General features: G+C 63.4%; 23 protein-coding genes and 2 pseudogenes. 12 read left to right on the top strand and 13 right to left on the bottom strand.

What is annotated here, in order from left to right:
• Genes fba through RMET_RS33520 form a run of 11 tightly spaced genes read right to left on the bottom strand, consistent with a single transcriptional unit; the run spans position 1 to position 9,965 of the window.
• Entirely contained in the window at positions 1–1,038 is a 1,038-nt protein-coding gene (fba, locus tag RMET_RS07635) for a class II fructose-bisphosphate aldolase (protein ID WP_011516261.1), read from the bottom strand.
• A 59-nt stretch (positions 1,039–1,097) separates the two neighbouring features.
• Positions 1,098–1,916 carry an HAD-IA family hydrolase gene (locus RMET_RS07630; RefSeq protein WP_011516260.1) on the bottom strand — a complete coding sequence of 273 codons (819 nt, stop codon included), beginning with the start codon at positions 1,914–1,916 and terminating at the stop codon, positions 1,098–1,100.
• Positions 1,913–3,103: a phosphoglycerate kinase gene (locus RMET_RS07625; protein ID WP_011516259.1), complete on the bottom strand. Its 1,191-nt coding sequence runs from the start codon at positions 3,101–3,103 to the stop codon at positions 1,913–1,915. The genes RMET_RS07630 and RMET_RS07625 overlap by 4 nt, the downstream gene beginning before the upstream one ends.
• Positions 3,100–4,107, bottom strand: coding sequence for a type I glyceraldehyde-3-phosphate dehydrogenase (gene gap, locus RMET_RS07620; protein WP_011516258.1), 1,008 nt, complete (start codon positions 4,105–4,107; stop codon positions 3,100–3,102). The genes RMET_RS07625 and gap overlap by 4 nt, the downstream gene beginning before the upstream one ends.
• Complete coding sequence (locus RMET_RS07615; RefSeq protein WP_011516257.1) at positions 4,104–4,835, bottom strand: HAD-IA family hydrolase; 732 nt, start codon at positions 4,833–4,835, stop codon at positions 4,104–4,106. Before RMET_RS07615 ends, gap begins: the two co-directional genes overlap by 4 nt.
• A gap of 1 nt (position 4,836) precedes the next feature.
• A complete protein-coding gene (tkt, locus tag RMET_RS07610) occupies positions 4,837–6,891 on the bottom strand; it encodes a transketolase (RefSeq protein ID WP_011516256.1) in 2,055 nt (684 codons plus the stop codon).
• Positions 6,891–7,775 carry a phosphoribulokinase gene (locus RMET_RS07605; RefSeq protein ID WP_011516255.1) on the bottom strand — a complete coding sequence of 295 codons (885 nt, stop codon included), beginning with the start codon at positions 7,773–7,775 and terminating at the stop codon, positions 6,891–6,893. Before RMET_RS07605 ends, tkt begins: the two co-directional genes overlap by 1 nt.
• A 32-nt stretch (positions 7,776–7,807) precedes the next feature.
• The gene (locus RMET_RS07600; protein WP_011516254.1) at positions 7,808–8,905 is read right to left on the bottom strand and encodes a class 1 fructose-bisphosphatase; all 1,098 of its coding nucleotides are present in this window, start codon (positions 8,903–8,905) and stop codon (positions 7,808–7,810) included.
• Between the two features lie 26 nt (positions 8,906–8,931).
• Positions 8,932–9,075: a hypothetical protein gene (locus tag RMET_RS33525; RefSeq protein ID WP_155877856.1), complete on the bottom strand. Its 144-nt coding sequence runs from the start codon at positions 9,073–9,075 to the stop codon at positions 8,932–8,934.
• A 9-nt stretch (positions 9,076–9,084) separates the two neighbouring features.
• The gene (gene rpe, locus RMET_RS07595; protein WP_011516253.1) at positions 9,085–9,783 is read right to left on the bottom strand and encodes a ribulose-phosphate 3-epimerase; all 699 of its coding nucleotides are present in this window, start codon (positions 9,781–9,783) and stop codon (positions 9,085–9,087) included.
• A gap of 17 nt (positions 9,784–9,800) precedes the next feature.
• Entirely contained in the window at positions 9,801–9,965 is a 165-nt protein-coding gene (locus RMET_RS33520) for a hypothetical protein (protein WP_155877857.1), read from the bottom strand.
• 105 nt (positions 9,966–10,070) lie between these two features.
• On the opposite strand from RMET_RS33520, the gene RMET_RS07590 reads away from it, so the two are divergent.
• From RMET_RS07590 to RMET_RS33510, 5 genes and pseudogenes are all read left to right on the top strand, one after another.
• Entirely contained in the window at positions 10,071–10,994 is a 924-nt protein-coding gene (locus RMET_RS07590) for a LysR family transcriptional regulator (RefSeq protein WP_011516252.1), read from the top strand.
• 143 nt (positions 10,995–11,137) lie between these two features.
• Positions 11,138–11,272, top strand: a pseudogene (locus RMET_RS33515) (IS5/IS1182 family transposase); the annotation flags it as partial.
• Positions 11,273–11,750: 478 nt separating this feature from the next.
• A complete protein-coding gene (locus RMET_RS07585) occupies positions 11,751–12,341 on the top strand; it encodes a class 1 fructose-bisphosphatase (RefSeq protein WP_049799707.1) in 591 nt (196 codons plus the stop codon).
• 98 nt (positions 12,342–12,439) lie between these two features.
• Positions 12,440–15,355, top strand: a complete 2,916-nt coding sequence (locus tag RMET_RS07580; RefSeq protein WP_003049965.1) for a Tn3-like element IS1071 family transposase — start codon at positions 12,440–12,442, stop codon at positions 15,353–15,355.
• 347 nt (positions 15,356–15,702) lie between these two features.
• Positions 15,703–16,616: pseudogene (locus RMET_RS33510) on the top strand (IS1595 family transposase); the annotation flags it as partial.
• A gap of 27 nt (positions 16,617–16,643) precedes the next feature.
• On the opposite strand, the gene RMET_RS07570 reads toward RMET_RS33510, so the two are convergent.
• Both RMET_RS07570 and RMET_RS07565 read right to left on the bottom strand, forming a co-directional pair.
• A complete protein-coding gene (locus RMET_RS07570) occupies positions 16,644–17,894 on the bottom strand; it encodes an IS256-like element IS1090 family transposase (RefSeq protein WP_011515352.1) in 1,251 nt (416 codons plus the stop codon).
• Between the two features lie 178 nt (positions 17,895–18,072).
• Positions 18,073–18,954, bottom strand: a complete 882-nt coding sequence (locus tag RMET_RS07565) for a LysR family transcriptional regulator (RefSeq protein WP_011516248.1) — start codon at positions 18,952–18,954, stop codon at positions 18,073–18,075.
• A 124-nt stretch (positions 18,955–19,078) separates the two neighbouring features.
• On the opposite strand from RMET_RS07565, the gene RMET_RS07560 reads away from it, so the two are divergent.
• The 7 genes from RMET_RS07560 (at position 19,079) to RMET_RS33935 (ending at position 25,201) form a co-directional block, all read left to right on the top strand.
• Positions 19,079–20,500 carry a form I ribulose bisphosphate carboxylase large subunit gene (locus RMET_RS07560; RefSeq protein ID WP_011516247.1) on the top strand — a complete coding sequence of 474 codons (1,422 nt, stop codon included), beginning with the start codon at positions 19,079–19,081 and terminating at the stop codon, positions 20,498–20,500.
• A 77-nt stretch (positions 20,501–20,577) separates the two neighbouring features.
• Positions 20,578–20,934 (top strand): ribulose bisphosphate carboxylase small subunit, encoded by a 357-nt coding sequence (locus RMET_RS07555; protein WP_011516246.1) that lies wholly within the window; start codon positions 20,578–20,580, stop codon positions 20,932–20,934.
• A gap of 149 nt (positions 20,935–21,083) precedes the next feature.
• Entirely contained in the window at positions 21,084–21,887 is an 804-nt protein-coding gene (locus RMET_RS07550) for a CbbQ/NirQ/NorQ/GpvN family protein (RefSeq protein WP_011516245.1), read from the top strand.
• A 12-nt stretch (positions 21,888–21,899) separates the two neighbouring features.
• The gene (locus tag RMET_RS07545) at positions 21,900–24,257 is read left to right on the top strand and encodes a nitric oxide reductase activation protein NorD (protein WP_011516244.1); all 2,358 of its coding nucleotides are present in this window, start codon (positions 21,900–21,902) and stop codon (positions 24,255–24,257) included.
• 8 nt (positions 24,258–24,265) lie between these two features.
• Complete coding sequence (locus RMET_RS07540) at positions 24,266–24,562, top strand: hypothetical protein (RefSeq protein ID WP_011516243.1); 297 nt, start codon at positions 24,266–24,268, stop codon at positions 24,560–24,562.
• Positions 24,563–24,577: 15 nt separating this feature from the next.
• The gene (locus tag RMET_RS31715; RefSeq protein WP_011516242.1) at positions 24,578–24,952 is read left to right on the top strand and encodes a hypothetical protein; all 375 of its coding nucleotides are present in this window, start codon (positions 24,578–24,580) and stop codon (positions 24,950–24,952) included.
• A gap of 45 nt (positions 24,953–24,997) precedes the next feature.
• Positions 24,998–25,201, top strand: coding sequence for an HAD hydrolase-like protein (locus RMET_RS33935; RefSeq protein WP_049799704.1), 204 nt, complete (start codon positions 24,998–25,000; stop codon positions 25,199–25,201).
• Positions 25,202–25,209: the final 8 nt, after the last annotated feature.

Raw genomic sequence — 25,209 nt, 5'->3', positions numbered from 1 at the left:
TCACGCGTAGCGTGCCGCCATGACTTCGAGCGGGAGCGGCTTGATGCGGGCCCCCTGCCCGGCGCAGCCGAAGGCCTCGAAGCGCGCCTTGACCACGCTGCGCGCGGCCTTAGTGGCCGCCTGCAGCGCCTTGCGCGGGTCGAACTCGCTGGGCTGCTCGGCGAACACTTGGCGCATCGCCGCGGTCATCGCCAAGCGGATGTCGGTATCGATGTTGATCTTGCGCACACCGCTCTTGATCCCGCGCTGGATCTCCTCGACCGGCACGCCGTAGGTCTCCTTGATGTCGCCGCCGTACTTGCGGATGATCGCCAGCCACTCCTGCGGCACACTGGAGGAGCCGTGCATCACCAGGTGCGTGTTCGGCACCGCGGCGTGGATCTGCGCGATGCGCTCGATGGCCAGGATGTCGCCGGTGGGCTTGCGGGTGAACTTGTAGGCGCCGTGGCTGGTGCCGATGGCAATAGCCAGCGCATCCACGCCAGTGCGGGCCACGAAGTCCTTGGCCTCCTCGGGATTGGTGAGCATCATGTCGTGCGTGAGCTTGCCCACGGCACCGACGCCGTCTTCTTCGCCGGCCTCGCCCGTTTCGAGCGAACCCAGGCAGCCCAGTTCACCCTCGACCGAGACGCCGATTGAATGCGCCATTTCGCAGACCTTGCGCGTGACGTCGACGTTGTAATCGTAGCTCGCGGGCGTCTTCGCGTCTTCGAGCAGGGAGCCGTCCATCATCACGCTGGTGAAGCCCGAGCGGATCGACTGCTGGCACACCGCCGGCGAGGCGCCGTGGTCCTGGTGCAGCACGACCGGGATGTCGGGGTGCATCTCCACGGCCGCCAGCACCAGGTGGCGCAGGTAGGGCTCGCCGGCATACTTGCGGGCGCCGGCCGAGGCTTGCAAAATCACCGGCGACTGCGTTTCCTGCGCCGCCTCCATGATGGCGTGGACCTGCTCCAGGTTGTTGACATTGAAAGCGGGCACGCCGTAGCCGTATTCGGCAGCGTGATCGAGCACTTGGCGCAGTGAGATGAGGGCCATGAAGGATTCTCCGTAAGTCGTTGAAGGTTCAGGAAGTCGTTGGATCGAGTGCAAGTGCGCTACGGGTAGTCGCAGATCGTGTCCCGTTGCGCAAACCAGTCGGCGATGTCGGCGAGGCCGACGCGCTGCCCCTGCGACTGCGGCGGCTTCACCCGCGCGGCCAGCGCCGGGCGCCAGCCCTCGCGGGCGTGCAGGCCGGGGCCGACGGCGATGGCACCCTCGATCGGTGCCTTGGCGAAGTAGAAGCTGCGGGTGACCACCACCGGGCAATCGGCGGCGCGCGCCGCCGCCACGCCGCCGGGCGAGTCTTCGATGGCGACGGCCTGGTGTGGGCCGACGCCCAGCGCCCGCAAGGCCTTGACGAAGACCTCGGGATCGGGCTTCTTGCGCTCCACGTCCTCGCCGCACACGATGGCACCGAACCAGCCGGCCCACCGGTTGCCCATGTGCTTGCGCAACAAGGCTTCGAGGTTGGAGCGGCTGGTGGTCGTGGCGACGGCCATGCGCACGCCGTGGTCGCGGCACTCGCGCATCAGTTCCAGAACGCCGTCGCGCAGCGGAATGCCGGCATCGGCAACCAGTTCAGCATACAAGGTGTTCTTCTTCGCGTGCAGCGCGCGCGCCAGCGCATCGCGCTCGCTCGCCATGGGCGGTGCGTCGGGCCGGCTGTCCATGTCGTGCATCAGGCGCTCGCGCCCGCCGGTCACGCGCAGGAGCTCGCCATAGCGCGCATCGTCCCAACGCCAAGGCAGGCCGAAGGCCTCGAAGGCGAGGTTGAACGCGACCCGATGCCCGTCGCGCTCGGTCTCGGCGAGGGTGCCGTCGACGTCCCACAGCAGCGCCTCGAGCTTGGGTCTTGCCGCCGTTCCGGTGGTCATTGCGCGCGCCTGGCCAGGATCTCGAAGGCCGGCAGCGTCTTGCCCTCGAGCACCTCAAGGAAGGCGCCACCGCCGGTGGAGATGTAGCCCACGTCCTTGTCGATGCCATACTTGGCGATCGCCGCGAGCGTGTCGCCGCCGCCGGCGATGCTGAAGGCGTCGCTGGCCGCGATCGCGCGCGCGATGGTCTTGGTGCCGTTGGCGAACGCGTCGAACTCGAATACGCCCACCGGTCCGTTCCAGACGATGGTGCCGGCGGCCGCGAGCTTGTGCGCGAGCAGCGTGGCGGTCTGCGGGCCGATGTCGAGGATCAGGTCGTCGTCGTCCACCTCGGCCACGGCCTTGACGGTGGCCGGCGCGTCGGCCTTGAACGCCTTGGCGCAGACCACGTCCACCGGGATCGGCACCTCGGCGCCGCGGGCCTTCATCGCGTCGATCACCGCCCTAGCCTCATCCACCAAGTCCGGCTCGGCGAGGCTCTTGCCGATCGGCAGGCCCTGCGCGAGCAGGAAGGTGTTGGCGATGCCGCCGCCGACGATCAGGCCATCGACGTTCTTGGCCAGGCTTTGCAGGATCGTGAGCTTGGTGCTGACCTTGCTGCCGGCGACGATGGCGACCAGCGGGCGCTTCGGGGCAGCCAGCGCCTTGCCGATCGCGTCGATTTCCGCCGCGAGCAGAGGGCCGGCACAAGCCACCGGCGCGAACTGCGCGATGCCGTAGGTGGAGGCTTCGGCGCGGTGCGCGGTGCCGAAGGCGTCGTGCACGAAGATGTCGGTCAGCGCCGCCATCTGGCGCGCCAGCGCCTCGCTGTTCTTCTTCTCGCCCTTGTTGAGGCGACAGTTCTCGAGCAACACCACCTCGCCGGGCTGCACGTCCACGCCACCCACCCAGTTCGACTTCAGCGGCACCGGCCGCCCGAGCAGCGCGGCGAGCCGTGCGGCCACCGGCGCGAGCGAGTCCTCGGGCTTGAACTCGCCTTCGGTCGGGCGGCCGAGGTGCGAGGTGACCATGACCGCCGCGCCGGCGTCCAGCGCCATGCGGATGCAGAGCACCGAGGCGCGGATGCGCGTGTCTTCGGTGATGTTCCCCGCATCGTCCTGCGGCACGTTGAGGTCGGCGCGGATGAAGACGCGCTGGCCGCACACGCGGCCCTGGGCGACGAGGTCGGCGAAGCGCAACACGTTCACCGCGACGCTCCCATCACGCGCACCATCTCGAGCACCTTGCTCGAGTAGCCCCATTCGTTGTCGTACCAGGCCACCACCTTGACGAAGGTCGAGTCGAGCATAATGCCGGCCTCGGCGTCGAACACCGCGGTGCAGGCCTCGCCGCGGAAGTCGGTCGAAACCACCTTGTCCTGCGTGTACCCGAGCACGCCTTTCATGGCGCCCTGGCTCGCCGCCTTCATCGCCGCGCAGATCTTTTCGTAGCTCGTCTCCTGGGCGAGTTCGACGGTCAGGTCGACCACCGACACATCGCTGGTCGGCACGCGAAGCGCCATGCCGGTGAGCTTGTTGTTCAGCGCCGGGATCACCCGGCCCATCGCCTTGGCGGCGCCGGTGGACGAGGGGATGATGTTCTCGAGGATGCCGCGGCCGCCGCGCCAGTCCTTGTTGCTCGGGCCGTCCACGGTCTTCTGCGTGGCGGTGGCGGCGTGCACGGTGGTCATCATGCCGCGCTTGATGCCGAAACTGTCGTTGAGCACCTTGGCCACCGGCGCCAGGCAGTTCGTGGTGCAGCTCGCGTTGCTGACGATCTTCTCACCGGCGTACTGGGTGTGGTTGACGCCATAGACGAACATCGGCGTGTCGTCCTTGCTGGGTGCGCTCTGGATCACCTTCCTGGCGCCAGCGTCGAGGTGCTTCTGGCAGGTGTCGTGCGTCAGGAACAGGCCCGTCGACTCGACGACCACGTCGACGCCGACATCGCCCCAGGCGAGCGCGGCGGGATCCTTTACCGCGGTGAGCCGGATCTTGCGGCCGTTGACGACCAGCGTGCCGCCATCGACGACCACTTCGCCCTTGAAGCGGCCGTGCACGCTGTCGTACCGCAGCATGTACGCGAGATAGTCGGGTTCGAGCAGGTCGTTGATCGCGACCACCTCGATGTCGTTCTTGAAGTCCTGCACGGCGGCGCGAAACACCATGCGGCCGATGCGACCGAAGCCGTTGATTCCGATGCGAATAGTCATGATGAGATAGTGGGTTGGGTTGAAGTGAGCGAAACGCAAGGTGCGCCGGACCGGCCGGCGAGTACATGCTGCGCAAGATCAGCGAGACTCGGGAACAGGCGCTCGGGATACGCATCTTCGATCGGCTGCCCGGCGTTGTAGCCGTAGGGGACGGCCCATGCGGTCACTCCCGCATTGCGGGCTGCCTCGACGTCGACGCGCGAGTCGCCGACGTGTCCGGTTCGGTCCGTACTACCACCGAGTCGTTCGACGACATGACGCAGCACGCCCGGATCGGGCTTCTTCACGCGCAGGGAGTCGCCGCCGACCACCAGGTCGAAATAGGCGTCGAGCCGGTGCACGCGCAGCACGCGCTCGGCATGCCGGAATTCCTTGTTGGTGACGCAGGCCAGCTTGATGCCGGCCGCCTTGAGCGCACTCAGGGCCTCGAGCGCGCCCGGGTACGGCACGCTGGAGGTGCCGGTGGTCACCGCATAGTGTTCGTCCATGCTGGCGAGCACCTGGTCCGGGTGCACGCGGTCGGCGAGATGGGGCTGCTCGATCATGACGCGGGCCAACAGCTTGAGCATGAGCTCGCGCGTGCCGGCGCCGATCAGCACGGTCACTTCCGACACAGGGCGCCGCGCGATCCCATGCGACTCGAGCGCGCGATTGGCGGCCTCGGCAATCTCGGCGGCCGTGTCCACCAGCGTGCCGTCGAGATCGAAACTGACGATGTCGTAGCGCATGTCAGCTCCTGGACCGGACGAACCGCACTTCGCGCGCCAGCACTTCGCGTGCCAGGTCGGCCAGCGCCTTGGCGTCGAGGCCGAAGTGCTCGTACACCTGCGGGCCGGGCGCCGACTCGCCGAAGCTGTTCACCCCCAGCGCGGCGACGCAGTGGTACTGGCCCCACCACGAGGTGACGCCCGCTTCGACGCCGATGCGCGGGATTCCCCGGCCGAGCACCTGCTCGTGCCAGGCGGCCTCCTGCCGATCGAAGAGGGTGCTGCAGGGCAACGAGACCACCCGCGCCGCGATGCCCACCGCATCGAGAAGGCGCTGCGCCTCCATCGCGATGGACACCTCGGAGCCGGTGCCGATCAGCACCACCTGCGGCTCGGGTCGGTCGGAGAGCACGTAACCGCCGCGACGGATCTGCGCGACCTGCTCCGCAGTGCGCGCCTGCGGCGGCAGGTTCTGCCGCGACAGCAGCAACGCGCTGGGGCGCGTGCGTTGCTCGAGCGCGAACGCCCAGGCCACCGCGGTCTCGGCGGCGTCGCAGGGCCGCCAGACATCGAGATTGGGGATCAGGCGCAAGCTCGCGGCATGCTCGACGGCCTGGTGCGTCGGGCCGTCCTCGCCCAGGCCGATCGAGTCGTGCGTGAAGACATGAACCACGCGCAGCTTCATCAGCGCGGCCATGCGAATTCCGTTGCGGCTGTAGTCGCTGAAGGTGAGGAAGGTGCCGCCGTACGGAATGAAGCCGCCGTGCAGCGCCAGCCCGTTCATGATCGCCGCCATGCCGAACTCGCGCACGCCGTAGTTGACGTGGCGCCCGCCGGGCTGGCCGGCCCGCACGGCACCGCAGCCCGGGAAGTCGGTCAGGTTAGAGCCCGTGAGGTCGGCACTGCCGCCGAGCATCTCGGGGATCTTGGGCGCCAGCATCGCCAGCGCTTGCTGCGAAGCCTTGCGTGAGGCGACCGGCGTGGTGGCCTGACCGAGTTCGATCATCGCTGCCGACGCGGCTTCATGAAACGACGACGGCAGGTCGCCGGCAATCCGGCGCTCGAACTCCGCGGCCAGTGCGGGATATTCGCTCCGGTAGGCCTCGAAGCCCAAGCGCCACTGAGCTTCGCGCCTGGCGCCCAGATCGCGCGCGCTCCAGCGCGCACGCACGGTATCCGGAATTTCGAACGGAGCCTCGTGCCACCCGATGGCGGCGCGCGTGGCGGCAATCTCGTCGGCCCCGAGCGGTTCGCCATGGGCCTTGGCCGTACCGGCGCGTCCCGGGGAGCCGCGGCCGATGGTGGTGCGGCACACGATCAACGTGGGCCGGTCGGCAGAGCGCCGCGCGTCGGCGATGGAACGCCCGATCGCCACGACGTCGTGGCCGTCGATCGGGCCGATCACGTTCCAGCCATAGGCTCGAAAGCGTGCCGCGGTGTCGTCGCGAAACCAGGCATCGACCGCACCGTCGATCGAGATGCCGTTGTCGTCGTACAGCGCGATCAGCTTGTTGAGCCTCCACACGCCAGCCAGCGAGCAGACCTCGTGACTGATGCCTTCCATCAGGCAGCCGTCGCCGAGAAAGACGTAGGTGTGGTGGTCGACCACGACATGTCCCGGGCGGTTGAACTCGTCGCCCAGCAACTTCCCGGCCAGCGCCATGCCGACCGCGTTCGCCAAACCTTGGCCCAATGGGCCGGTCGTGGTTTCCACGCCGGGCGTGAGGCCCACCTCGGGGTGGCCCGGGGTCTTGCTGTGCAGTTGCCGGAAGCGCTGCAGTTCCTCGATCGGCAGGTCGTAGCCGCTCAGGTGCAGCAAGGCATACAGCAGCATCGACGCATGCCCGTTGGACAAGACGAACCGGTCGCGGTCGGGCCACCCGGGATTGCCCGGGTTGTGGCGCAGATGACCGCTCCACAGCGCGACGGCCATCTCGGCCATGCCCATCGGCGCGCCGGGGTGGCCGGAGTTGGCCTGCTGAACGGCGTCCATGGCCAGGGCGCGCAGCGCGTTGGCGAGTTCGTCGTAGCGGCCGCTCTCGGGGCGCAGCACGCGGTCGGCAGAGGTACTGGCCATCACAGGACTCCCAGGGCGCGCTTGCGCCGTTCCATCATGCGCCAGATAAACGGCGTAAAAATCAACTGCATCGCCAGCTCCATCTTGCCGCCGGGCACGACGAGCGTGTTGGCGCGGCTCATCCACGAGTTGTGGATCATGTTCAGCAGGTACTGAAAGTCGATGCCTTTGGGGTTGGCGAAGCGGATTACGCACAGGCTCTCGTCGGCACTCGGGACGTCGCGCGCGATGAAGGGGTTGCTCGTATCCACCACCGGTACGCGCTGGAAGTTGACGTGCGTCTGCGAGAACTGCGGCACGATGTACTGGACGTAGTCGGGCATGCGGCGCAGGATGGTGTCGGTCACCGCCTCGGTCGAGTAACCGCGCATCTTCTTGTCGCGGTACAGCTTCTGGATCCACTCGAGGTTGATCACCGGCACCACGCCGACCAGCAAATCGGGGTGCTTGGCGATGTTCACCTCAGGCGTCACCACCGCCCCGTGCAGTCCCTCGTAGAACAACATGTCGGTGTCGGCAGGCAGGTCCTCCCACGGCGTGAAGGTGCCCGGCTCCTGCTTGTACGGCGCGGCCTCGTCGTCGTCGTGCAGGTACTTGCGGCGTTTGCCGGTGCCGCTCTCGCTGTAGCCGCGAAACAGCTGTTCGAGCTCGACGAGCAAGTTGTTCTCCGGCCCGAAGTGGCTGAAGTGCGTGTTGCCGGACTTCTCGGCCTCGGCCTGGTGCAGCTTCATCCCCTTGCGGTCGTAGCGGTGGAAGCTGTCGCCTTCGATGACGGCTGCCTTCACGCCTTCGCGCCGGAAGATGTTCTGGAACGTGCGCGTCACCGAGCTCGTGCCGGCGCCGGAACTGCCCGTGATGGCGATGATGGGGTGTTTTTCTGACATGGTGTGGACTCGCAGGGTGGCTCGTGTTCGGTTCAGTCGCGGAACAGGCTGCGTTCGGCGAACAGCGGTGCGGCGGCCTCGTTGGACGCCGGCTCCTGGTGATAGCGCTCGATGCGCTCGACTTCATCCTTGCTGCCGAAGATCAAGCCGATGCGCTGATGCAGCGCCGTCGGACTGACCCCCAGGATCGGCTCGCGCCCCGTGCTGGCGCGGCCGCCGGCCTGTTCCATCAGCATTGCGACCGGATTCGCCTCGTACAGCAGCCGCAGACGACCGGGCTTGGCGGGATCCTTGGTGTCGCGCGGGTACATGAAGACACCGCCGCGCATGAGGATGCGATGCGCCTCGGCGACCATACTCGCGACCCAGCGCATGTTGAAGTCCTTGCCGCGCGGCCCGGTCTTGCCGGCCAGGCATTCGTCGACGTAGCGCTTGACCGGCGGCTCCCAGAACCGGCTGTTGCTGGAGTTGATTGCGAACTCCTGCGTCTGCTCGGGTACGCGGATGTCGCTGCGCGTCAGCAAGAACTCGCCGAGGTTGGGGTCCAGCGTGAAGGCCGCGACACCATTGCCGACGGTCAGCACCAGTTGCGTCGTCGGCCCGTAGATCGTGTAGCCGGCGGCGACCTGTGCGGCGCCGGGCTGCAGGAAGTCCGCTTCGGTCACGTCGCGGCCGCTGGCTACCACGTCGGCCGGGGCGCGCAGGATCGAGAAGATGCTGCCGATGGAGACGTTGACGTCGATGTTGCTGCTGCCGTCCAGTGGGTCGAACACGAGCAGGTACTTGCCGCGCGGGTAAGAGCTCGGGATCAGGTACGGCTCCTCCATCTCCTCGCTGGCCATGCCGGCGAGTTGCCCGTTCCACTCGTTCATGCGGATGAACATCTCGTTGGACTGCACGTCCAGCGGTTTCTGCACCTCGCCCTGCACGTTGATGCCCCCCCCCGTGGGCGCAGCGGAACCGTCGCTCAACGCGTCGCCGAGTTCTCCGAACGACACGACGCGGGCCAGCGCCTTGCATGCCAGCGCCACATCGAGGATCAGCGCGTTGAGTTCGCCGCTGGCCTCGGGGAAGCGGCGTCGTTCCTCGATCAGGTAGCGGGTCAGGGTCTGGCGGTGGGACAGTGGCATGGGTGAGTCCTCGGAGTGGTTCAGTGTCAGGTTGCCGCGGCGAACACCCGGCTGACCCGGATGTCCGCCGCGGCAAGAGTCGTGAGCGCGACCTGGTCGAGCACGCGGTTACGATCGGCGAACAGGCGGCTGGTCTGGCGCATGCGATACAGAGGTAGGGGTGCGTCCATGCGCCAGCCTCACGCCACCTTGCCCATCGGCGCGGCCAGTTCGGCCCGCATGGCATCAATGACGGCCTTGTAGTTCGATTGGCCGAAGATCGCGCTGCCGGCCACGAAAGTGTCGGCGCCCGCATCGGCGGCACGACGAATGTTGTCGACCTTGATACCGCCGTCGACTTGCAGACGGATGTCGCGGCCGGACTGGTCGATGAGACGCCGGGCGCTCTCGATCTTGCGCAGCGCGCTGTCGATGAAGCTCTGCCCACCGAAACCGGGGTTGACGCTCATGATCAGCACGAGGTCGATCTTGTCGAGGGTCCAGTCCAGCACGTCCAGCGGCGCGGCCGGATTGAAGGCCAGACCGGCCTTGCAGCCGGCCCCGCGAATCAGCTGCAGGGTGCGGTCCACGTGAACGCTGGCATCGGGATGAAAGCTGATGAGGCCGGCCCCGGCTTGCGCGAACTCGGCCGCCAATGTGTCCACCGGGTGCACCATCAGATGCACGTCGAGCGGCGCCGAGCTGCCGTCGGCGCGCCGCGTGTGGGGCTTGAGCGCCTTCGCCACCGCCGGGCCGATCGTCAGGTTCGGGACGTAATGGTTGTCCATCACGTCGAAGTGAATCCAGTCGGCGCCGGCGGCGATCACGCCGCGTACCTCGTCACCGAGGCATGCGAAGTCGGCGCTGAGGATGCTGGGGGCGATGCGGTGCATGGTCATGCTGCGGCAGTCCTCGTTCAGTAGCGCTGCGCTTCGGCGCGGTCGGTCGCGCACGAATGCGCCGTGTAGCGAATGTCGCGGCCCGCGCCCTCCTGGCGCGCGAGGCCGACGCGGGGCTCGTCCGTCGGCTGGTTGATCTGGGTGGCGTCGGCCGCCAAGCGGGAGTCAAGCGGGCTGTTCATTCAACTCTCCTGAGAAGGGATCCGGGGTACGGACGAACATTAATCGCTGTGATGAATAAAAGAAAGTTTGATATTCTTTCGTTTTCGTTTACCTTTTGCTAAATCATGCAGATCACCTTCAGGCAACTCAGGGTTGTCAGTGAGGTCGCTCGTTACTCGAGCGTGATCCGTGCCGCCGAGGCTCTACACCTGACGGCGCCAGCCGTTTCGCTGCAAATCAAGGAAGCCGAGCGGCAGGTCGGGCTGACCTTGTTCGATCGCGCGGGCCGGCGCATGACGCTGACCACGACTGGGGAGTACTTCCTCGTCTATGCGCGCCGGCTGTTGGCGACGCTGAAGGACGCCGAGGATATGATGGCCCGTTTCAAGCGCCTGGAGTCCGGCCGACTGACGATCGGGATGGTGGGTGCCGCCAGCTACTTCCTGCCGCAGTTGCTGGCGAAGTTCCACGCCGAGCATCCTGCCGTGGACGTGCGCCTGCGCCTGGCTAGTCGGGAAAAGCTTGGCGTGATGATGCAGGGCAACGATGTGGACCTCTGCATCATGGGTCGGCCGCCACAGGATCCCCCCACTCGAGCGGAACCGTTCGCGTCGCACCCGCATGTGCTGGTGGTGTCGCCACAGCATCGCTTCGCGCGCGCCGAAGCTGTGCCCGCGGTGGCGCTCGCCAACGAGCCGTTCATCGTGCGCGAACCCGATTCGGGAACCCGGGAGGCGCTTCAGAAGTACCTGGATGCGCACCGAATTCAGCCCACGTTCGTCATGGAGATGCCTAGCAACGAGGCAATCAAGCAGGCGGTAATGGCCGGCATGGGCGTCAGTCTTCTGTCGCTGCACACGATCGCGCTGGAGTGGTCCAACGGCCTGATCGCCGTACCTCATGTTGAAGGCCTGCCCTTGGAGCGGCGGTGGAACGTGGTGAACATTGCGGCCAAGCAGTTGTCGCCGGCGGCCGAGGCATTCCGCTACTTCGTGCTCGAGCACGGCGAGTCTCATCTTGCTGCGATGATGAGCCACGACGCGTCCTGACGACAGCGACGTCGCCGATCCGACATGACCAACCCTCGCACGTCGCCGCAGCCGCTTCCGCAGAGAGCCCGTGAAAGTACCAGCAATGCCAGTGGTATAATCGAGCCGTTGCAAGTCGGCCGACCAAGGCCATGACGTTACGAGCCCGAGTGCTGTTGCCGAACCGAAACCAGTTGGAGTTTCGCGCGAGCGATCTGGAATCGGTGTTGCCGGAAGGGCACCGGGCGCGACGGGTATGGGCGTACGTGGAGCGGCAGGACCTGAAAGCGTTCTACGCCGACAAGCTGAACCGATTTCGCTAACAAGCTGAAACGCCGACAACCTCCGCCCCTGTGGCCGCCTCCCGCCCCCGACTGCCTTCGGCAACTCGGGGGCTTTGTTTTGGCCCCGTCGATTCCGCCATGGCGCCCGGGCGCCGGGTTGATTAAGACAAACTAAACTGCCGATAAAGTATTTACAAATTGTTTTAAGCATTGCCTCCATCTAAGCTGTCGTCCCGATAGTGCCTTGCACGGTAGTCCCTTGGCCCGGTCTCCCTCGCACTTGCATCGACTCTCCTCGGCAAGTGCCTTCACCCCCTCCGCTGTAGCGGAGGGGGTTTTTCTGGAACTCCGGCCAAGCGGCCACCTTTGCCACACCGACGATCCCCGACGAGGAGAGGGTCATAACCCCCACCGGCATCACCCTGACCCAGTTCATCATCCAGTCCCAGCGCGCCCACCCGGCGGCCACCGGGGAGTTTCCGGACTGCTCAACGTGATCGCCACCGCCTGCAAGGTGATCGCCACCGCGGCCAGCCGCGGCGCCCTGGCGGGCGTGCTCGGCTCGGCGGAGCACGAGAACGTTCAGGGCGAGGTGCAGAAGAAGCTCGACGTGATCAGCAACGCGATCCTCGTCCACGCCACCGAGAGGGGTGGCCACCTAGTCGCCCTCGCCTCCGAGGAGATGGACACGATCTACCCGATCCCCGCGGCCTTCCCGCGAGGCAAGTACCTGCTGGTCTTCGATCCCCTGGACGGCTCTTCCAACATCGACGCCAACATCTCGGTGGGCGCCATCTTCTCGGTGCTGCGCTCGCCCGATCCGGAGGTGCCGCCGACCCTCGAACACTTCCTGCAGGCGGGCGCCGGGCAGGTCTGCGCCGGTTACGCCCTCTACGGGCCGGCGACCATGCTGGTGCTCACCACCGGTCAGGGCACCCACGGCTTCACCCTCGACCGGGATGTCGGCGAGTTCATCCTCACCCATCCAATGCTGCGCATCCCCGCGGCGACCCAGGAGTTCGCCATCAACACCTCCAGGGGTCTCCTCGTTTTCAGTGCAATAAGTGACGGTACGCAAAGCTAGCACTGGCGCGGGGGTGGTCTGGGTAGACCGTTGATTTCATTGACTTTCCTGTTCGCTTTGTAAACGGGTATGGTGGCCTCCCACTTTTGAGGTTCACGATGCAGGGTTGGCACACAACGTTTTTGGGGATGCGTGGGCTCCCCCGCGATATCAGCGACTTCGAGATGAAGGCATTTTTCACCTTCGATGGTGCCGAGCGCGACGCAATCAATGCACGCCGAGGTGATTCCCACAAGCTTGGTCTGGCGCTCCATATTGGTTTCCTGCGCATGAGTGGGCGTTTGCTCGGTGCCTTTCGGGTAATTCCAGTAGCCTTGTGGCGCCACCTTGGCAACGAGCTTGGCATTGCAGCACCAGAAGTCGCCTCGCTGAGAGCCATGTATGAACGCGGGCGCACGCTATTCGATCACCAACAAGTAGCCTGCACGGTCCTTGGATTCCAGTGGATGAGCGAGCACCAGCGCCGCTCACTGGTACGTGAACTGCGCGACGAAGTGGCGCGCTGCGCCGACCGCGATCAGCTACTCGTGCGGGCGCGTCAATGGCTGTACAAGAACAAGCTGGTGATCGTGCACGAGCGGGCAATTCGGACACTGATTGCGGCGGCACTTGCCCAGCTTGAAGTTGAAACAGGCACCGCCATCGCCGCCAGCGTTGATCCAGCAACACTTGATCGCTGGCGAGCCTCAGTTTCAGAGCTGCGCCCAGATGGACAAACCCAGCAGAGTTGGCTATGGGCTGCACCGGCGAAACACTCAACCCGCCAAATCAGCGAGGTACTGGAGCGCATCGACCTGCTTTACACGCTGGACGTTCATAAGCACCTGGCAGACATCCCCGATCTCATCTTGCGCCGCTACGCGCGCCGACTTGTCTCCAGGCCGCCCTCAGCCGGAGCCAAGATCAAAGAGCCAGCGCGCACCGTGGAGGTCGCATGCTTTCTTCGGTATTGCCTGTTCACCACCACAGACCAGTTGATCCTTATGGTGCAGCGCCGGATCGCCGATCTGTGGCGTCAGGCTGCCGCCGATGTCCCCGCTACCGTCAATTGGGCCGCAATGTACAAAACGCTGCTCGGCGAACTTGTTGCCTTGAGCGCGCAAGGTGCGGTGCCAGATGCTGAGTTGCGTGCCCGTCTTGAAGCCTTGATCACCGAAACCCAGAAACGCAAACCACCGAGCAGGGCCTCCCTGGTCCGCGAGGGATTGATTGATGGAATTCGCCCCGTGCGGTCGTTGCTCGTCGCCATTGCAAAGCTGCCCTGGCAGGCCACCGGCGAGCATCCTGCCATCGAGTACCTTGCCAAGCTGCAAGCTTTATATCTCAAAGGATCCAGAAAGCTGCCAGTTGAAGTGGTGGCACCAAGTCTGGGAATGATCTGGCAGGTTTCGATCTCCAGCCCAGACCGGGAACGGGCGTTTCAGGCGTTGGAGGTGGCCACCCTGTTTGCCCTGCGCCGCGCGGTGCGCAATGGCTCGGTCTGGATTGAGCACAGCCTGAGCTTTCGGGGTCGTGCGCGCTTGTTCTTCACGGACGAGCGTTGGCAGGCAGAGTCCAAGAAACACTATGCCCGTCTATCGTTACCCAGCAAGGCTGCCACTTTCTTGAAGCCTTTGCTGGCCAGAGTAACTGCCGGTGTCGATGCGGTGGCCGCTGCAGCCCGCAGTGGCGTACTGCGCGTGGATGATGAACTCCATTTGTCGCCATTGCCCGCAGAGGACGAAGACCCAGAAGTGACCAAGCTGCGCGCGGCTTTGGATCACCGCATCGGTGAGGTTCAATTGCCGGAAGTGATTCTGGCCGTTGACGCCCAGGTGCGCTTTAGCTGGATCATGCTCGGACGTGAGCCGCGCTCTACCGACGAGCTGCTGATGGTCTATGCCGGCATCATGGCCCACGGCACCAGTCTGACTGCGGTCGAATGCGCGCGCATGATTCCGCAATTGTCTGCCACCAGCATTCGCCAGGCCATGCGCTGGGCGCGGGACGAACGGCGTCTGAGCCAGGCCTGCCAGGCTGTGCTGGAATTCATGCAGCGACACCCGATTGCCGCCACCTGGGGGCGGTCCGATTTGGCATCTTCTGACATGATGAGCATGGAGACCACCAAACGGGTGTGGCAAGCCCGGCTTGATCCTCGGCGCAACACACCTTCCATTGGAATCTACTCCCATGTAAAAGACCGGTGGGGCATCTTCCATGCGCAGCCCTTTGTGCTCAATGAGCGCCAGGCGGGCGTGGCCATTGAAGGTGTCATCCGCCAAGAAAAGCTGGAGACCAGCCAGCTTGCTGTGGATACCCATGGCTACACCGACTTTGCCATGTCACATGCCCGTTTGCTTGGTTTTGATCTTTGCCCGCGGTTGAAGGAACTCAAACAGCGCCACCTCTTTGTGCCACGCGGCACCAAAGTGCCCGCAGAAATCGCTGCGGTGTGCGAAGCCAATGTCGACGTCGCTTTGATCGAAAAGCATTGGGATAGTCTGGTGCACCTGGCAGCCTCGGTCATGAGCGGACATGCCAGTGCGGTGGCAGCTCTTGCGCGGTTCGGTTCTGCCGCCCAGGGCGATCCAATCTATGAGGCTGGCGTGCAATTGGGGCGGTTGCTGCGTACGGCGTTTTTGGCTGACTACTTTGTCAAGGACGCTTTCAGGAACGAGTTGCGCCGGGTGCTCAATCGGGGCGAGGCTGTTAACGCCCTCAAGCGCGCCATTTATACCGGCCGGATCAGCCCGGCGCAGGCCAAACGTGTCGATGAAATGCAGGCTGTGGCCGATGCGTTGAGCCTGATGGCCAACATCGTGATGGCGTGGAATACCTCACAGATGCAGGCGGTCCTGGATCGCTGGTCGAACCGCCGCCAGGTCATTCCACCGGAACTGATCGGGAAGATTGCGCCCACCAGGCTGGAGAGCATCAACTTGCGGGGTGTGTTTCGCTTCCCGGTTGACCGCTATGCTGACCAAATCCTGCCTTCGCGGCCAAATGCATCGATAACTGGCACCAATGGATGAAACCGACCACGGTTTGACGCCACGAATCGCAGATTTGAAAGTGAACAGGAAAGTCAATGAAATCAACGATCTACCAACACCACCTCCGCGCCAGTGCTAGCTTTTCGTACCGTCACTTATTGCACTGAAAACGAGGAGACCCCTATGCTGACCAAATCCTGCCTTCGCGGCCAAATGCATCGATAACTGGCACCAATGGATGAAACCGACCACGGTTTGACGCCACGAATCGCAGATTTGAAAGTGAACAGGAAAGTCAATGAAATCAACGATCTACCAACACCACCTCCGCGCCAGTGCTAGCTTTTCGTACCGTCACTTATTGCACTGAAAACGAGGAGACCCCTGCCTGCCTCGATTATCTGGACTGGTTGCGTTGGCCGGACGGTTTTTCCTGCCCGGGCTGTTCTGGAGATGCGGGATGGCGCATGAGTGATGGCCGTTGGTGGTGTAAAGCGTGCCGTCGCAGGATTTCGGCAACGGCGGGCACAATCTTCCATCGCACGAAAACGCCCCTCACCATATGGTTCGCCGCCGCTTGGCACATGACAGCAGCGAAAAACGGGGGTTCGGCCAAAACGCTCCATCGCCTTATGGGGTTTGGATCCTACGAAACTGCTTGGGCGATGCTGCACCGATTTCGTGGTGCCATTGGGCACGCTGAACGCACGCGACTTTCCGGCGATGTGGAGGTGGATGAAACGATGATTGGCGGTGCTCGCCCCCAAAAACGCGGGAGAGGCGCTGCCGGCAAGGTTCTCGTTGCTGTGGCCGTGGAGCAGATCCCGCCAAAAGGATTCGGTCGCTGTCGCATTCAAGTCATTCCCAACGCGGAGGCTGATACGCTGCGATCCTTTCTCCTTACTCATATCATATAGAGCCCGGCGCCAAGATTCTCACCGACGGACTGGCCTCCTACCCGCTGGCAGCGGGGAGTGACTATGTTCATCGAAGCACATCCATCAAGGGCCCTGGCATGGACGCGCACGAAATTCTCCCCGGAGTCCACCGCGTGGCGTCTCTCGTGAAAAGGTGGCTGCTCGGCACCCACCAAGGTTCTTTCAGTGCGGATCATATGCAAGCCTACTTGGACGAGTTTACCTTCCGATTTAACCCCAGAGGTTCGCGCGCCAGGGGAATGCTCTTCTACCGACTCCTTGAGCAGTCGGTCGCTATGCATCCCATCTCCTGTCGAGACCTCGTGGCAAACCCGGGACCCAGAAAAGCAGGGGAAGATAGTCCTGCGCCTGGGGGTGTCAGAATTTCCGTGTTCAAGGCGGGTTGAGAATCACACGGATGGTCGAACGAATCGATCCTGGTAGAGGATAGCAAATTGGTTCATTGCGTCCTTCCAATCTTTTGCGGCACGACCCCAGTCAGAGGTGATATTGCGTAGCGCCAGCCAGATAAGCTTAGTCGCTGCCTCGTCGCTCGGGAAGTGGCCTCGGGTCTTGATGATCTTGCGTAGCTGCGAATTGATATTTTCTATGGCATTTGTCGTGTAGATCACCCTGCGCACCGCCGGCGGAAATGCGAAGAACGGGATCACGCGGTCCCAGGCGTTACGCCATGAAGCGCTGACCGTCGGGAATTTCTGCCCCCATGGTCCCGCGGCAAACGTATTGAGCTCAGCTTCGGCGGCTTCCGCACTCGGCGCGGTGTAGATCGGCCGGATCGCGGCGGCTAGCGCTTTGCGATCTTTCCAGCTAGCGTAATTCAGGCTGTTGCGGATCAGATGGACGATGCAGGTTTGCAGCGTGGTCGCCGGGAATACTGCGCTCAGCGCCTCCGGCATGCCCTTGAGGCCGTCGGTCACTGCGATCAGAATGTCGTTGACGCCGCGCGTCTTGAGATCGTTGAAAACCTTCATCCAGAACTTGGCGCCTTCGGTGTTCTCGATCCACAGCCCCAGAATCTCGCGCGTGCCGTCGGGCAGAACGCCCAGCGCCAGATAGACCGCCTTGTTGCGTACGACGGCATCCTCACGGATCTTCACTCGCAGTGCGTCGAAGAACACGACCGGATACATCTGCTCAAGCGGCCTGGCTTGCCAGGCGGTGACTTCGGCCATGACCTCGTCGGTAACCGAACTGATGAAATCGGGCGAGACCTCGGTGCCGTATTGCTCCTGCAGGAAACCCTGAATCTCGCGCACGGTCATGCCCCGAGCGTACATGGCGACGATCTTGTCATCGAAGCCCGTGAAGCGCCGTTCGTGCTTTGGAATCAGCAACGGCTCGAAGCTGCCGTCACGGTCGCGAGGCACCTCGATTCGGATTGGGCCATCTTCGGTCAGAACCGTCTTCGCACCTTTACCGTTGCGCTGGTTGGTGACGGCGGCTGGTTTGGCTGCGCCCGGTGAATAGCCGAGATGATGATTCATCTCGCCGCCCAGGGCTCGCTCGATCAGCGCTTTCTTGAGTGCCAGGGTCGCGGCATGGATGGCTTCGGCCGTCATCGGGCCATTGCCGAACTGCTCAAGCAGCTCGGCGGGGATCGCCGGCAGCTCTGCCAGCGGGGCTTTCGGTTTGCGAGGCATACATTCTCCTTGGGAGCATGTTATGCCTTAAACACGAAATCTCCGACAGTCCCCTGCGCCTCCGTGCTCCGCAAAAAGCGCACCATCATCTCTCCACCTGGAAATTCCTCGCAGCCCATGGCGCCGCTAAGCAACCGCACTCATCCGGATACCCCGCTTTCAGAAAGGCTCCTGACCTCTACTTGCCCAGCAAATGGCCAAGAAACGCCTCGGCCACCGCCGATAAGTGCTTGCCCTTCGGATAGGCGACGTACCATTTGCGCATCAAAGGAAACCCCTGCACGTCGAGAGGTTGCACCAAGCCGCTGAGTCCTTCCAGCGCCAACGTGTAGCCGGAGAGCACGGACACGCCCAAGCCGCCGGCGATGGCCTGCTTGATCGCCTCGTTGCTGCCCAGTTCCAGGCGGACCTTGAGCTTGTGGCCGTGCTCGGCAAAATGCCGTTCAGTGGCGAGACGTGTCCCGGACCCGGGTTCGCGAAAAACGAACGGTTCCTCGGCGATACGTGCCATTGGAATTGCCTTCTCCCCGGCCAGGGGGTGATCGTTTCTCGCGATGACGACCAAGGGATTGTCGGCGATGGGAATGGCCGCCACGTCCATGCCCTCGGGCGGAGCACCGAGGATGGTCAGGTCATCCTCGTTGTTGGCGATGCGGGCCAGCAATTGCTCCCGGTTGCTGACGATCAGTTTCGCCTCGATTCCGGGGTAGTGGGCGCAGAACTCCCCGAGGAGACGTGGCAGCAGGTATTCGGCGGTGGTTACCATGGCGAGGCGAAGCCGCCCGCGCTTCAGCCCTTGCATGTCAGCCAGGCGCATCTCCAGGCAATCCAGCCCCTTGATCGTTTCCCGGCAGGTGGCGAGCACCTCGCGGCCAGCATCGGTGAGGTAAATCTGCTTGCCGATGCGCTCCAGAAGGGGGTGCCCGACGCCTTCCTCAAGTTGCTTGGCCTGGGTAAATACCGCCGGCTGGGTCAGGCGCAACTCTTCCGCCGCCCGCGTGTAGGAGCGGTGCCGAGCGACGGCTTCGAAGATACGGATCTGTCTCAGACTCAAGTGCATTAATTCATAATAGTGAATGATAAAGATAAAATCAATTAAGTTTTAATTAGTGCGCAACTTGCTCATACTTGCACCAGCCCGAATTTCATCGGGCGAGATTTCCGACAACATAGAGGAGAAACGAATGGCCGCAAAGACATACAACGCTGGCGTGAAGGAGTATCGCCAAACCTACTGGACCCCGGAATACACTCCGAAGGACACTGACCTTCTCGCCTGCTTCAAGGTCACCCCGCAGCCGGGCGTGGCCCGCGAGGAAGTCGCCGCCGCCGTGGCCGCCGAGTCGTCGACCGGCACCTGGACCACGGTGTGGACCGACCTGCTGACCGACCTCGACTACTACAAGGGCCGTGCCTACCGGATCGAGGACGTGCCGGGAGATGACACCTGCTTCTACGCCTTCGTGGCCTATCCGATCGACCTGTTCGAAGAGGGTTCCATCGTCAACGTGCTGACCTCCCTGGTTGGCAACGTCTTCGGCTTCAAGGCCCTGCGTGCCCTGCGCCTCGAGGACGTGCGCTTCCCCATCGCCTACGTCATGACCTGCGGCGGCCCGCCGCACGGTATCCAGGTCGAGCGCGACATCATGAACAAATACGGCCGGCCGCTGCTGGGCTGCACCATCAAGCCGAAGCTCGGCCTGTCGGCCAAGAACTACGGCCGCGCCGTCTATGAGTGCCTGCGTGGCGGCCTCGACTTCACCAAGGACGACGAGAACGTCAACAGCCAGCCCTTCATGCGCTGGAAGCAGCGTTTCGACTTCGTCCAGGAAGCGACCGAGAAGGCGCAGCGCGAAACCGGCGAACGCAAGGGCCACTACCTGAACGTCACCGCGCCGACGCCGGAAGAGATGTACAAGCGCGCCGAGTACGCCAAGGAAATCGGCGCGCCGATCATCATGCACGACTACCTGACCGGCGGCTTCTGCGCCAATACCGGCCTGGCCAACTGGTGCCGCGACAACGGCATGCTGCTGCACATCCACCGCGCCATGCACGCCGTGCTCGACCGCAACCCGCACCACGGCATTCACTTCCGCGTGCTGACCAAGTGCCTGCGCCTGTCCGGCGGCGACCACCTGCACTCGGGCACCGTCGTCGGCAAGCTGGAAGGCGACCGCGACGCGACGCTCGGCTGGATCGACATCATGCGCGACGACTTCATCAAGGAAGACCGCAGCCGCGGCATCATGTTCGACCAGGACTTCGGCTCCATGCCCGGCGTCATGCCGGTCGCCTCCGGCGGCATCCACGTCTGGCACATGCCTGCCTTGGTCACCATCTTCGGCGACGACTCGGTGCTGCAGTTCGGTGGCGGTACGCTCGGCCACCCCTGGGGCAACGCCGCCGGCGCCGCCGCCAACCGCGTCGCGCTGGAAGCCTGCGTCGAGGCGCGCAACAAGGGCGTCGCCGTCGAGAAGGAGGGCAAGAGCATCCTGACCGAGGCTGCCACGCACTCGCCCGAACTGAAGATCGCCATGGAAACGTGGAAAGAGATCAAGTTCGAGTTCGACACCGTCGACAAGCTGGACGTCGCCCACAAGTAATTCTTGCGCCGAGCGCATGACACCCCGGAGCCGCAATTGGCGACCCGGGATCAGGACCCAATTTGAAAGGAAATGAAATGTCTGACGTAATGGATTACAACTCCCGCCTTTCCGACCCCGCCAGCCGGAAGTTCGAAACTTTTTCCTACCTGCCCGCGATGGACGCGGCCAGCATCAAGAGGCAGGTCGAGTATCTGGTGAAGAAGGGCTGGAACCCGGCTATCGAGCATATCGAGCCTGAGTACCTGATGGACTCCTACTGGTACATGTGGAAGTTGCCGATGTTCGGTGAAACCGACGTCGATCGCGTTCTGGCCGAGGCCAAAGCCTGCCACAAGGCCAACCCCAACAACCACGTGCGCCTGGTCGGCTACGACAACTTCAAGCAGTCGCAAGGCGCGGCCATGGTGGTTTACCGCGGCAAGACGGTTTAAGTCGCTCGGCGGTTGGCAGTATCTGGCCCCCGCTGCGCGGCAAGCGCAATCGGGGGCTTTTTGTTTTCCAGGAGTTTGCCAACGAATGGTGCGCCGTCGAGTTCGCGTCATTCGTGGATAAATCCGCGTTCTCATCAAGGAGCCCCCGCATGAGCAATATCGTCGATCAATACCGCATCACCAAGGAACCCTACTATCGCGCCGTCGCCGACGAGGTCGAGTTGTTCGAAGCCGCCTACTCCGTGCGCATGCCGATGATGCTCAAGGGACCGACCGGCTGCGGCAAGACGCGCTTTGTCGAATACATGGCACACAAGCTGAACAAGCCGCTGATTACCGTCGCCTGCAACGAGGACATGACCGCCTCTGACCTGGTCGGCCGCTTCCTGCTCTCAGCCCAGGGCACCGAGTGGCAGGATGGCCCGCTGGCCATCGCCGCACGGCATGGTGCGATCTGCTACCTCGACGAAGTGGTCGAGGCGCGCCAGGACACCACCGTGGTGATCCACCCGCTGACCGACAACCGTCGAGTGCTGCCGCTGGAAAAGAAGGGCGAACTGGTCAATGCCCATCCCGATTTCCAGATCGTGATTTCCTACAACCCTGGCTACCAGTCCCTGATGAAGGATCTGAAGCAGTCGACCAAGCAGCGTTTCGGCGGTCTCGACTTCACCTATCCCGAGCACGCCATCGAAACCGAGGTCGTGGCGCATGAATCGGGGGCCAACGCCGACATCGCCGGCAAGCTGGTTTCGATTGCCGAACGCTCGCGCAACCTCAAGGGGCACGGCCTCGACGAAGGCCTGTCCACCCGCATGCTGATCTACGCCGGCTCGCTTATTGCCAAGGGTGTCAACCCGCAGGCCGCCTGCCGCGTCGCGCTGGTCCGCCCGATCACCGACGATCCCGACATGCGCGATGCGCTCGATGCTGCGGTAACCACCTTCTTCTAAAGGCAGCCTGCCATGTCATTCAATCTTGCTGATTATGCCGAATTGCTGGAGGACTTGTCGCCGCACAGCCAGAATGCGTTGCAGGCCAATTGGCACGAAGCGACCAAGGTGTTCTCGCCGCGTGGTCTGGACAACTACCTGAAGGGTGCGGCCGCCATTCGCGGACTCGGCAAGGGTGATTCGCTGGTGGAAACCTGGATCGAGAAAGCGCCGATGGTCGCCAAGGAGGTCGGCGAGGACGTTGTCGGCGACCTGGCTACTGCCTCCCTCGAACTGGCCTCGCGAACCTCGGGGACGGTGATCGAGCTGCTGCTCGCCACTTCGGCCATCGCCGCCAATCGGCTGGGTGATGCCGAACTTTTCATCAAGTACCTGCAGTTCATCAATACCCTGATCGCGCAAGCGCCGCGTGGCGTGCGGCCGATGCTGGACAAGCTGGAAGTCCTGTTCCAGCACCTCACCCTCGGTGGCCTGCGCCGTTGGGCGCTCTGGGGCGCCCATGCACACCGCACCAACTACGAAGAACAGATCCGCTATTTCAGCCTTGATTCCAAGGAGTCGATGGCGATGCTGCAGAAGGAGCGCAAGGGCACCCTGCTGGTAGATGTGCAGCGCCGCATCAACATGTATCTGCGCGCACTGTGGGCCCGCGACTTCTTCATGCGCCCCACGTCAGGCGACTTCGAGACCCGCGAAGGCTACCGCCCTTACATCGAGGACTACCTGCTGCACGTGCCGGATGCGTTCGACGATTTCACGGTCGAAGGTCAGGAGCCAGTGTCCGGTCTGGAGCTATATCGCGCCACGGCCGCCCATTGCGCCGCCCACGTGGTCGAGACGAAGCTGCCTATTTCCGCCGAGGCGCTCAATCCCATGCAGATCGCGGTGATCAGCGTCATCGAGGATGCGCGCGTGGAGACTCTCTCCATCCGGCGCTTTCCCGGCCTCAAGCAACTCTGGAGCAAGCTGCACACGGCCACGCCCGAGATGAATGGCAGCATGGGCGATTATCTCAACCGTCTTGCACGCGCCCTGCTTGATGAGTCATACAAGGACAAGGACCCGTGGATCGTCGAGGCCCGTGCGCTGTTCGCGCTCGCGCAGGAGAAGCTCGATAGCAACCTGACTTCATGGGATATTGGCGTCCAGCTTGCGCACAGCTTCGGCCAGAAACGGATTCCGTTCAATCCACGTACCGATTTGCTCACCGCCCCCTACCGCGACGACAACCGCTACTTCTGGGAGTTCGAGGAATTCGATTTCAACAAGGCAGCCAGTGCCGGCTACGAGTCCATCAAACAGGTGCGCAAGTACGTCAGCGTGATGGAAATGGCCAACGAGATCGATGTCGAGACGGCCGGCGACGATGCCGAGGAAATCTGGGTGCTCGGCACCGAGTTGTTCCCGTATGAAAACATCGGTGACGAGAGTGGCGGCAAGAGCTTCAACGAACTTGAAGGCAAGGAGCCGGTCTCCGACCCCTTCCATTATTCCGAATGGGATTACCAGATCCAGTTGGAGCGCCCGGCCTGGGCAACCGTGCTGGAAAAGCGTGCCAAGGCCGGCGACCTGCAGATCATCGAGGCGATTACCGCACAGTACAAGCGCGAAATCCATCGCATGAAATTCCTGCTCGACGCCATGCAGCCGCAGGGTGTGCAGCGCATCCGCCGCCTCGAGGACGGCGACGAGATCGACATCAACGCAGCGATCTCCAGCCTTACCGACATCCGCCTCGGCAACCAGCCCGATCCACGCATCATGATGCGTAGTGTGCGCAAGACCCGCGACTTTTCGATCCTGGTGTTGCTCGATCTGTCGGAATCGACCAACGAAAAAGTGCAGGACCAGGAATATTCGGTGCGCGAGCTCACCCAGCAGGCCTGCGTGCTGCTGGCCGACGCCATAAACAAGGTCGGCGACCCCTTTGCCATCCACGGCTTTTGTTCGGACGGACGCCACGATGTCGAGTACTACCGGTTCAAGGACTTCGACCAGCATTGGGACGAGACACCCAAGTCCCGGCTCGCCGGGATGACCGGGCAGCTGTCTACCCGGATGGGTGCAGCGATTCGACATGCCGGCCATCATTTGCAACTGCAGCGTTCGGCCAAGAAACTCCTGATCGTCATTACCGACGGCGAACCCGCCGACGTGGATGTGCGCGACCCGCAATACTTGCGCTACGACACCAAGAAGGCTGTGGAGGAGGTGGCAAAACTTGGTGTCACCACCTACTGCATGAGCCTGGACCCACGCGCTGATAATTACGTCTCACGAATTTTTGGCCAGAAGAACTACATGGTGGTGGATCATGTCCAGCGCCTGCCCGAGAAACTGCCGCTGCTGTATGCCGGCCTTACCCGATAGGAAAGACCATGGAAAACACATACCCCGGTTTATACAGCGACAAGCACGGCCTCACCCAACTCGGCCGCATCGTCCTCGACGGCTGGTTGTTCGGCCTGATACCGGAGACGGAGGATTGCTCCGGCTGGCAGGGCGGCCGCATGCAGGCCCTGATGGAACAGGTGCAGGTGGAATGGGACAAGTACAGCAACCTGCCCAGCCGCCTGCCGCCGGAGTTGCTCAAGCGGCATGTCGAAATTTATGACCGGGCCATTCAGACTGCCCGCGCCAAGGGCTGGGACCCGGAACTGGGCGAGGATGAGTGAGGAGAGCGGCCGACAATGTACGAGCGTCTGCGCGACTGTCCCGCTCTGAATGAATACTCCTCAAGCATCCCGGCACCAGTATGGAACGTTTGGCGGCGCTACTGGATGCGCGAGCCGGTGAAGACCTGCTTCGGTCTGGAAGATTTTCCGCCCATGTCCATGCTGCTCGACGACGGGGAGTGGGTGCTGGTTGATTCCAGCCTGTACGACATGCCTGTCATCTCCTGGACGGATTTTCAGGACAAAGGCCGTACCGCCTTGCATGAGCCGGTGGTTTGCACCGTGCGTGATTACCACCAAGGCGCAGCCAAGGTTCGCAACAAGGCACTGCTGCTGATGGCCGAGGAACTGGAAGCACGGTTGCGCAATGCGGTGCGCAAGACCCTGTGACGAGGGCTCTGGACACCTGCCGCAGATTGACGCCGGACTGACGCGATGACGCTCCAGGCGGTGATCTTCGATGTCGATGGCACGCTCGCGGATACCGAGGAGGTCCATCGTCAGGCGTTCAACGCGACGTTTCGCGAATTTGTCTTGCTTTCCACCACGCTGGCCGATTTGCCGCCTGACACCTTCGAGGTCATCGGCGCCGGCGAACAGGCGCTCGAAAAAAAACCCGCCCCGGACATCTACACTTGAGGAATGAC

It is taken from the genome of Cupriavidus metallidurans CH34, assembly GCF_000196015.1.
Lineage (GTDB): Bacteria > Pseudomonadota > Gammaproteobacteria > Burkholderiales > Burkholderiaceae > Cupriavidus > Cupriavidus metallidurans.
This window is presented reverse-complemented; position numbering and strand designations above follow the sequence as displayed.

Coding starts and splice junctions, on each gene's coding strand:
- RMET_RS07560 (WP_011516247.1), top strand. CDS start 19,079: ATGGCCGCAAAGACATACAACGCTGGCGTGAAGGAGTATCGCCAAACC.
- RMET_RS07590 (WP_011516252.1), top strand. CDS start 10,071: ATGCAGATCACCTTCAGGCAACTCAGGGTTGTCAGTGAGGTCGCTCGT.
- RMET_RS07570 (WP_011515352.1), bottom strand. CDS start 17,894: ATGCCTCGCAAACCGAAAGCCCCGCTGGCAGAGCTGCCGGCGATCCCC.
- RMET_RS31715 (WP_011516242.1), top strand. CDS start 24,578: ATGTACGAGCGTCTGCGCGACTGTCCCGCTCTGAATGAATACTCCTCA.
- RMET_RS07580 (WP_003049965.1), top strand. CDS start 12,440: ATGCAGGGTTGGCACACAACGTTTTTGGGGATGCGTGGGCTCCCCCGC.
- RMET_RS07545 (WP_011516244.1), top strand. CDS start 21,900: ATGTCATTCAATCTTGCTGATTATGCCGAATTGCTGGAGGACTTGTCG.
- RMET_RS07540 (WP_011516243.1), top strand. CDS start 24,266: ATGGAAAACACATACCCCGGTTTATACAGCGACAAGCACGGCCTCACC.
- gap (WP_011516258.1), bottom strand. CDS start 4,107: ATGACTATTCGCATCGGAATCAACGGCTTCGGTCGCATCGGCCGCATG.
- tkt (WP_011516256.1), bottom strand. CDS start 6,891: ATGGCCAGTACCTCTGCCGACCGCGTGCTGCGCCCCGAGAGCGGCCGC.
- RMET_RS07605 (WP_011516255.1), bottom strand. CDS start 7,775: ATGTCAGAAAAACACCCCATCATCGCCATCACGGGCAGTTCCGGCGCC.
- RMET_RS07600 (WP_011516254.1), bottom strand. CDS start 8,905: ATGCCACTGTCCCACCGCCAGACCCTGACCCGCTACCTGATCGAGGAA.
- RMET_RS07550 (WP_011516245.1), top strand. CDS start 21,084: ATGAGCAATATCGTCGATCAATACCGCATCACCAAGGAACCCTACTAT.
- rpe (WP_011516253.1), bottom strand. CDS start 9,783: ATGACCATGCACCGCATCGCCCCCAGCATCCTCAGCGCCGACTTCGCA.
- RMET_RS33935 (WP_049799704.1), top strand. CDS start 24,998: ATGACGCTCCAGGCGGTGATCTTCGATGTCGATGGCACGCTCGCGGAT.
- fba (WP_011516261.1), bottom strand. CDS start 1,038: ATGGCCCTCATCTCACTGCGCCAAGTGCTCGATCACGCTGCCGAATAC.
- RMET_RS07565 (WP_011516248.1), bottom strand. CDS start 18,954: ATGCACTTGAGTCTGAGACAGATCCGTATCTTCGAAGCCGTCGCTCGG.
- RMET_RS07615 (WP_011516257.1), bottom strand. CDS start 4,835: ATGCGCTACGACATCGTCAGTTTCGATCTCGACGGCACGCTGGTGGAC.
- RMET_RS07630 (WP_011516260.1), bottom strand. CDS start 1,916: ATGACCACCGGAACGGCGGCAAGACCCAAGCTCGAGGCGCTGCTGTGG.
- RMET_RS33520 (WP_155877857.1), bottom strand. CDS start 9,965: ATGAACAGCCCGCTTGACTCCCGCTTGGCGGCCGACGCCACCCAGATC.
- RMET_RS33525 (WP_155877856.1), bottom strand. CDS start 9,075: ATGGACGCACCCCTACCTCTGTATCGCATGCGCCAGACCAGCCGCCTG.
- RMET_RS07555 (WP_011516246.1), top strand. CDS start 20,578: ATGTCTGACGTAATGGATTACAACTCCCGCCTTTCCGACCCCGCCAGC.